The following is an 8,370-nucleotide window of genomic DNA, read 5'->3' as shown; positions in this document are numbered from 1 at the left end:
TTTCTCTTCGCTCACACCGGTCCTGCCTCTGGACGTTCGTCCAACTCATGGGGCACCGGTGGAGGGGGTCGGTTCATGCCGGCTGACCTTTCCGATTACCGGAAGGAGATCGACCGAATCGATGACGAGATCTTGCGGCTGCTCAACGAGCGGTCCAAGAGCGTGATCGAGATCGGAAAGCTCAAGAAACAGCAGGACGCCGGGGCCAATCTACATACGCCGGCTCGCGAAGCCGCTATTATCGAGCGGCTCGTCAAACAAAACACCGGTCCTTTTCCTTCTGAGGCCATTCGTCCAGTCTATCGTGAGATCATGTCGGCTTCGCTGTCCTTGGAAGGCCCCCAAAAGGTGGCCTATCTCGGCCCCCGGGCAACCTTCACCCATATGGCCTGCATGCAGAAGTTCGGGGCGTCGGCCCAATACATCCCGGTTAACAGTATTAAAGAGGTCTTCAGTGAAGTGGAGCGTGGGAGGGCGAACTTCGGGGTAGTGCCGATCGAGAATACCACGGAAGGCGTCGTCAACCACACGCTGGATATGTTCATCGATTCGAATCTCCTGATTTATGGCGAAGTGCTCCAAGAGGTCTCGCACCACCTGATGTCGAAAACCGGGGTTGCCGAAGATGTGAAGAAGATTTGCTCCCATCCCCAAGCAATCGCTCAATGCCGAAACTGGATTGAGAATCATATGCCACATGTTCTCGTGTCAGAAGTTGCCAGCACCGCTCGTGCCGCCGAGATGTGTTTCGACGACCCATCCATCGCAGCCATCGCGTCTGAGCTGGCAGCGCAGCTTTATGGACTCAAGGTCATCAAGTCCCGTATTGAAGATAATGTGAATAATTTCACCCGATTCCTGGTTTTGTCGCAGAAGCCGCCACAGCGGACGGGGAAGGACAAGACTTCTCTGATGTTGTCGATCAAGGATAAGGTCGGGGCACTCTACGACTTGCTCAGGCCCTTTGCCTCGCACGGCTTGAGCATGACAAAGATCGAATCCCGCCCATCCAGACGGAAGGCCTGGGAATATATATTTTTCGTGGACATCGAAGGACACATTGAAGAAGAGCGGGTCAAGAAGGCCATCGAAGAAATCACCGGTCGCTGCCTCTTCATGAAGGTCCTCGGCTCCTATCCGGCTCATTGTTAACATCATGTCATTGAACGTCCATCCCGATATCGCCGCATTGAGTCCCTACGTGCCGGGCAAACCCATCGAAGAGTTGCAACGCGAAATGGGTCTGCCGCGGGTGATCAAGCTGGCTTCGAACGAAAATCCGTTGGGTCCTTCCCCGAAAGCAATTGCTGTGCTGACCGAAGGGGCTGCCACGTTGCACCGGTATCCAGACGGCGGAGCTTTCCGGCTCCGCGAAGCGTTGGCTGATCGCTGGAAGGTGACGTCGGATCACGTCATTCTCGGCAACGGCTCGGATGAAGTCCTCGGTTTACTGGCACGGGCCTTCCTGTCGCCGGGCGACGAGGCGGTCATGGCGGATCATACCTTTGTCATCTACAAGATGGAGGTTATGGCGGCGCATGGCAAGGCCGTGACGGTTCCGTTGAAAGAGTGGCGACATGATCTGACAGCCATGGCCGAAGCCGTCACGCCGCGCACGAAGCTCCTCTTCGTGTGTAACCCCAACAATCCTACGGGGACGATGGTGTCCGCGGATGAAGTCGAGCAGCTAATGGGTCGTGTTCCCGAGCACGTGATCGTCGTGTTTGACGAAGCCTATTTCGAATACGTCAGAAGTTCCAATTTCCCGGACTCAATGGCCTTTGTGAGGCAGGGGCGGAACGCTATCGTGCTGCGGACGTTTTCGAAGATCTATGGCCTGGCCGGATTGCGGATCGGCTACGGAGTGACGACGCCGGAGATCACGAATTTTCTCAACCGCGTGAGGCCGCCGTTCAATGCCAACAGCATCGCGCAGCGCGCGGCGCTTGCCGCCTTGGGCGACGATGAGCATGTCGCGAGGAGTCGGTCGGTCAATCAGGCCGGGATGGAGCAGATAGTCAAGGGGCTGACAGCTCTGGGGTTCGCGCCGATCCCGAGCGAAGCGAATTTCGTGTACGTGGATATTGGACGAGACGGCGGGCAGGTTTTCGACGCGTTGTTGCGTCAGGGCATCATCGTCCGGCACATCGAAGGGCGCATGATTCGTGTCACGATTGGGCAGGTAGAGGAAAACGAAGCTTTCCTGACCGCGCTCGCACGAGTGGTACAGGCGGGTTGAGCAAAAGGTGAGGGAGTTATGATCATTGTGTTGAAGCCGGAAGCGACGGAACGGGAAGTCGATCATATTGTCGATCGGCTCCGCGAATTGGGTTTGAAATCGCAACTGTCGACGGGACAGGAACGGACAATTATCGGCGTGATCGGCGACGACCGCATCCTCCAGAATCAGCCGCTCACGGCCTTGCCGGGTGTTGAAAGCGTGTTGCCGATCTTGGCTCCGTGGAAGTTGGTGAGCAGGGAGTTCAAGAAAGAAGGCACGATCATCGACGTCGGGGGAGTCAAGATCGGCGGCAACAAGCTGGCGATCATGGCCGGTCCCTGCGCGGTCGAGCGGCTCGAATTGACGGTCGGGATTGCCCATGAGGTGAAGGCCGCAGGCGCGACTATCCTCCGCGGCGGTGCGTATAAACCGCGCACCTCCCCCTACTCATTCCAGGGATTGGGACGGGAAGGGCTCGACTACCTGCTTGAGGCAAAGAAGCAAACCGGTTTGCCGGTGGTGAGCGAGATCCTCGATACCCGAGATATCGAACTGTTCCTCGAGAAAGCGGACATCATCCAGATCGGCGCCCGCAACATGCAGAACTTCGAGCTGCTGAAGGAGGTCGGTGCCTACGACAAGCCCGTACTGTTGAAACGTGGCCTCTCCGCAACGATCAAAGAGTTCCTCCTGTCGGCGGAATACATCATGTCGCGCGGCAATCGAAACGTGATGCTCTGCGAACGGGGTATCAGGACATTTGAAACGCAATATCGCAACACGCTCGATCTGGCCGCGATCCCGACGTTGAAGGAACTTTCGCATCTCCCCGTCATTGTCGATCCCAGCCATGCGACTGGTAAGTGGAATCTCGTCGCGCCGATGTCGAAGGCTGCGGTAGCGGCGGGAGCTGATGGCATCCTGATCGAGGTCCATTCAAATCCGGAATGCGCCTTGTGCGACGGCGAAGAGTCGATCAAGCCGGTAAAGTTCAAGGAATTGATGCAGGACATGAGAAAGATCGCGATCGCGGTCGGTCGAGAATTATAAGGAGGGTGCCGGGCGTCCGGTTCTCTTTTGAAAAGATGGCACCACACTTTTCACAAGTCACCATCATCGGCGTCGGGCTGATCGGCGGATCACTCGGTATGATTCTGCGCCGGAAAGGGATTGCCTCGACCGTCATCGGTGTTGGGCGTCGTATCGAGAATCTGAAGACGGCAGTCGAACTCGGCGCCATCGACCGGTATGTCGTCGATCCGAAAGAAGGCGTGAAGGATGCGGACGTCGTCGTGCTGGCAACTCCGGTTGATACGTACGATCGTCATTTGAAAGAGTGGGCCTCCTGCTTGAAATCCGGCGCCATTGTCACCGACGTGGGCAGCGTGAAGGGCGAACTCGTCGTACAATCTGAGCGGGCCATGCCTCAAGGAGTTCACTTTGTGGGAGCCCATCCGATTGCCGGCAAGGAAAAGACCGGTGTCGCGGCAGGATCCGAACAGCTCTTTCAGGGCGCACGGTGCATCCTGACGCCGACCAAGAACACGAATCAAGAGGCGCTCGTACAAGTCCGGGCTATGTGGCAGGAGACAGGGTCGGTGATGCTGACGATGGATCCTCATCTCCACGACAAGATTCTTGGAGCCGTAAGTCATCTTCCGCATGTGGCTGCGTTTGCACTGATCAATGCGTTGATCGATATCCGGCGGGAAGTTCCTGCGCTCGATCTAGCCGGTCATTCGGGAGGCGGCCTACGGGATACCACCAGGATTGCCGCCAGTTCTCCTGAAATGTGGCGAGACATCTTTTTATGGAATCGTGAGAATGTCGTGTCGTTTATCGAAGCCTATGAACAATCTCTCGGACAGCTGAAACAGTTGATCAAATCCGGCGATGTGGCAGGGATCGAAAAAGAATTGGAGCGGGCGAAACAGGAGCGGGAGAAATTTCCCGCCCGTGCAACTCTTAAGGCATAGTCATGGCTTTACTCACAATCACGCCTGGCAAGCCGTTGCGAGGCAGGTTCGCTGTTCCGGGCGATAAATCGATCACGCATCGGGCGATCATCCTGACTGCTCTGGCCGAAGGAGTGGGAAGGATCTCGCGGTATTGCTGTGGCGAGGATTGCCTGAACACGATGCGCGCGCTGCAGGCGCTTGGTGTCAGGATCGAGGAGACGGTTGATGAGTTACGTGTCCACGGGAAGGGCCTTTGGGGGCTCACCGAACCGGGCGGTGTTGTCGATTGCGGCAACTCAGGAACGGGCATTCGTCTTCTGACAGGCCTGTTGGCCGGGCAAGACTTCTTCACCGTGCTGACGGGCGATGCATCGATCCGCCGTCGCCCAATGGGACGGATCGTCAAGCCGTTGCGGGAAATGGGCGCGACCATTGCCGGGCGGAAAGGCGGCGAACTTGCGCCATTGGCCGTCAATGGCACGAGGCTCAGAGGCATCACATACGCGTCTCCCGTGGCTAGCGCTCAAATTAAGTCTTCGATCCTGCTGGCTGCATTGTTTGCTGAAGGCACGACGCGTCTGTCCGAGCCGCGTCTGTCACGCGACCATACCGAACGGCTCTTTCAATTTTACGGTCTGCCGCTCAAGCGTGAAGGAACTACGTTAGTAATGGAGGGACGGCCAACCGTTGGTTGGACTGCTGTACCGGAGTTGATGATCCCGGGCGACCTGTCTGCTGCAGCCTTCTTCATCGTGGGCGCGTCGATTGTTCCTGGATCGGACGTCACTATCTCCGGAGTCGGAGTGAATCCCACGAGAACCGGGGTGCTGGAGGTCATGAACCGCATGGGTGCTGATATCCAGTTGCTCAACAAGCGGGATGTAGCGGGAGAGCCTGTTGCGGACATTCGCGTCAAATCCGCTTCGCTAAGAGGGACACGAATTGGACCGGAACTCATTCCCCAAACGATCGATGAGTTTCCTGTTCTTTGCGTTGCCGCAGCAGTGGCGGAAGGCGAAACGATTATCACCGGGGCGGAAGAACTGCGTGTAAAAGAGAGTGATCGGATTGCCACCATGGCGACAGAACTTCGTGCCATGGGTGCCAAAATGACTGAGAAACCTGACGGCATGGTGATTCAAGGTCTCGGTCGACCGAAAGAGAATGGTCGTTTGAATGCGACAGAGGGACACAGTCATGGAGACCACCGTGTGGCCATGTCGATTGCCATAGGGGGGTTGACTGCTTCTGCAGCCACCGTGATCAATGAAACAGATTGTATCGAGACGTCGTTCCCAGGCTTTCATCGCAAGTTGTTGGATTTATTGACTGAAAATCATTGACCGTTATAATGAGGCCTGTTGTGGTTGGCATTAGGATTGAGAGAAGGAGCCGGTTCCTATGATCGTCGCGATCGATGGACCGGCAGGAGTCGGTAAGAGTACAGTGGCGAGGCTTCTCGCTTCACGACTCAGGTATCTCTATCTTGACACCGGAGCGCTTTACCGCTCGGTTGCCTGGGCGGTCTTGCAGCAGGGCCATGACCCGAACGATTCAGAGGCGGTCGCGGCGCTTTTGCCGACCTTGTCCCTCCAGATGCAGGTCAAGAACGGAGGAGTCAGTATTTCCGTCAATGGGAAGGATGTGACAGGAGAGTTACGGACACCGGCGGTTTCGGCTGCCGCGTCGGTTGTTTCGGCAATCCCGGCAGTCCGTGCCTGGCTCCTGCCGGTTCAGCGTCGAATCGGTGAGAAGGGTTCTGTCGTTGCGGAGGGTCGCGACATCGGGACGAAAGTATTTCCCGATGCAGAGGTGAAATTCTTCCTCGAGGCGGATGCGACCGTACGGGCGGAACGCCGCCATCGGGAACTCGTGGCTGCTGGCCATTCGGGGGCCATTGAACAGACCAGTGCCGAGATATCCGGACGTGACAAGCGGGATCGTTCGCGCGCTGTCGCTCCGCTGATACCGGCAGAGGACGCGCACCATATCGATACCTCGGCTTTGTCCATCGAGGATGTGGTGAATCAGATGCTGGCTGTTGTGACGGCCAAATTGTGAGTTCGGTCGCGTACGGGTTGCTATGGATTGTGACGCGGGCAGTGGCGTGGCTTTGTTTTCGCTATCGTGTCGTCGGCTCGGTACCGAAGACAGGAGGGCTGCTCATTGCAGCGAACCATGCCAGCTATTTCGACATTCCGCTGCTCGGTTGCGGAATGACCAGGCGGGCTTGGTACCTTGGCAGAAGCGATTTGTTCCCGATTCCAGGCTTGAAGGGGATTTTGCGGTGGCTGGGATGGATCCCGCTGAAACTCGGCCGTCTAGATCGCAAGGCCTTCGATAAAGCGATTGAGTTAATTAAACAGGGGAAGGTCGTCGTGATTTTCCCAGAAGGAAGCCGGAGTCACGATGGTCGGCTTCGGGAAGCGAAGCCGGGTCTAGGCATGATCGTCGCTCAGACGGGCTGCCCGGTCATTCCGGCGTATTTGAAGGGGACTTTCGAGGTCCTGCCTTCTGGATCGAAGCAGCCACGGTTCCACCCGGTGGCTGTGCTGTTCGGGGAGCCTCTGAGGTTCCCTCAACCGGAGGGACGTGAAAACGGGGACACGAAGAAATTTTATCAGGACGTGAGTCGAACGGTGATGGAGAGGATCGCCGCGTTGGGTGAGGTTGAATCGCCCAACCGTCGCCCCACTGCTGAAGCTCGCAACGCTGAGCCAGCTTCGGTGGCAACCACAATCAGCACCCGACAACAGTCGGAAGAGTAGGAAAGCCTCATGAGTACGGTGTCGAAAACCAGTGAGCCACAATTAGACCGCGATGCCCTCGCCGCGTTGTATGAGGAGACCTTCAAGAACCTTGAAGAGGGAACCATAACCGAAGGCCGTGTCGTTGCCTTGACGAAAGACAAGGTCGTCGTTGACATCGGGTATAAGTCGGAAGGAATGATCCCGTGCGATCAGTTCTCCGAGGAAGACCTGAAGAATATCAAGATCGGTGATCGGCTTCAGGTGTACATCGAGGAGTGCGAAGACGCCGACGGCAATCTGGTTCTTTCCAAAGAAAAAGCCGACAAGATGAAGATTTGGGAAGAATTGGAAAAACTCTACAAAGACGAGAAAAGCATCGATGGAAAGGTCATCTCGCGGATCAAGGGCGGCATGATGGTGGACATCGGCGTGAAGGCGTTCCTGCCTGGTTCCCAGATCGATCTGCATCCCGTGCGGGATCTCGACGGCTTAGTCGGCCGGACTTTCCCGATGAAGATCATCAAGATCAACCATCGCCGCGGCAATGTCGTGGTTTCCCGTCGCGTCCTGCTGGAAGAGACGAGGGACAAGAAACGGCAGACGACACTTGCCACGTTGAAAGAGGGGCAACTGATCCAGGGAATGGTCAAGAACATCACCGACTATGGAGCTTTCATCGACCTTGGCGGCATCGACGGACTCCTCCACATCACCGACATGTCGTGGGGGCGTGTCGGACATCCGTCAGAAATGTTCAACGTCGGTGACCGTGTGGAAGTGACCGTGCTTAAATACGACCGTGAGACCGGCCGTATTTCGCTTGGCCTCAAGCAGAAATCCGCTGATCCTTGGACGAATGTAGCCGGGAAGTATCCCGTTGGCACCCGCGTTAAAGGGCGCGTTGTGAGCCTGACCGACTACGGGGCGTTCATCGAATTGGAACCGGGTGTCGAAGGGTTGGTCCATGTCTCGGAAATGTCCTGGACACACGAAGTACGTCACCCGTCCCGTGTGGTTGCCATAGGCGATCAAGTTGAAGCTGCGGTATTGAATGTCGATCCGGCCAGCCGGAAGATTTCACTCGGCATGAAGCAGACCGCGCCAAACCCATGGGATATGGTCGAGGGGAAGTACCCCATCGGCACTCGCATCGAGGGTAAGGTCAAGAGCCTGACCGATTTCGGCGCCTTTATCGGACTCGATGAGGGGATCGATGGTCTTATTCACATCTCCGATATGTCCTGGACGAAACACATCAAACATCCGTCCGAACTCTTCAAGAAGGGCCAGAAGGTCGAAGCGGTTGTGCTTCGAATCGATAAGGAAAAGGAACGGCTGTCACTCGGGTACAAGCAGCTATCCCGCGATCCGTGGGATGACGAAATCCCGAGCCGATATCGTGTTGGCGATTCGGCAACCGGCAAAGTCAGCAAGGTGGCGG

At 56.6% G+C, this 8,370-nt stretch carries 8 protein-coding genes; all 8 read left to right on the top strand.

Going from position 1 to position 8,370, the window contains the following annotated elements; translation table 11 throughout:
• The coding region (gene pheA / locus ACWVCN_RS07770; protein WP_455244995.1) for a prephenate dehydratase at window positions 1-1,152 on the top strand (1,152 nt) is incomplete at its 5' end.
• 4 nt (window positions 1,153-1,156) lie between these two features.
• Complete coding sequence (gene hisC / locus ACWVCN_RS07765; protein ID WP_455244994.1) at window positions 1,157-2,239, top strand: histidinol-phosphate transaminase; 1,083 nt, start codon at window positions 1,157-1,159, stop codon at window positions 2,237-2,239.
• An 18-nt stretch (window positions 2,240-2,257) separates the two neighbouring features.
• Complete coding sequence (gene aroF / locus ACWVCN_RS07760; protein WP_455244993.1) at window positions 2,258-3,271, top strand: 3-deoxy-7-phosphoheptulonate synthase; 1,014 nt, start codon at window positions 2,258-2,260, stop codon at window positions 3,269-3,271.
• A 35-nt stretch (window positions 3,272-3,306) separates the two neighbouring features.
• Window positions 3,307-4,197 carry a prephenate dehydrogenase gene (locus ACWVCN_RS07755; protein WP_455244992.1) on the top strand — a complete coding sequence of 297 codons (891 nt, stop codon included), beginning with the start codon at window positions 3,307-3,309 and terminating at the stop codon, window positions 4,195-4,197.
• 2 nt (window positions 4,198-4,199) lie between these two features.
• The gene (gene aroA, locus ACWVCN_RS07750) at window positions 4,200-5,522 is read left to right on the top strand and encodes a 3-phosphoshikimate 1-carboxyvinyltransferase (protein ID WP_455244991.1); all 1,323 of its coding nucleotides are present in this window, start codon (window positions 4,200-4,202) and stop codon (window positions 5,520-5,522) included.
• Between the two features lie 58 nt (window positions 5,523-5,580).
• On the top strand, window positions 5,581-6,240 hold the full coding sequence (cmk, locus tag ACWVCN_RS07745; RefSeq protein WP_455244990.1) for a (d)CMP kinase: 660 nt from the start codon (window positions 5,581-5,583) through the stop codon (window positions 6,238-6,240).
• Window positions 6,237-6,947 carry a lysophospholipid acyltransferase family protein gene (locus tag ACWVCN_RS07740; RefSeq protein WP_455244989.1) on the top strand — a complete coding sequence of 237 codons (711 nt, stop codon included), beginning with the start codon at window positions 6,237-6,239 and terminating at the stop codon, window positions 6,945-6,947. The genes cmk and ACWVCN_RS07740 overlap by 4 nt, the downstream gene beginning before the upstream one ends.
• A gap of 9 nt (window positions 6,948-6,956) precedes the next feature.
• Window positions 6,957-8,370: 30S ribosomal protein S1 (locus ACWVCN_RS07735; RefSeq protein ID WP_455244988.1), on the top strand; the 1,414-nt coding region annotated here is incomplete at its 3' end.

The organism is Petrachloros mirabilis, assembly GCF_975968855.1.
Note: the sequence above shows the minus strand (reverse complement) of the source record. Positions and strands in the feature narration are given on the sequence as shown.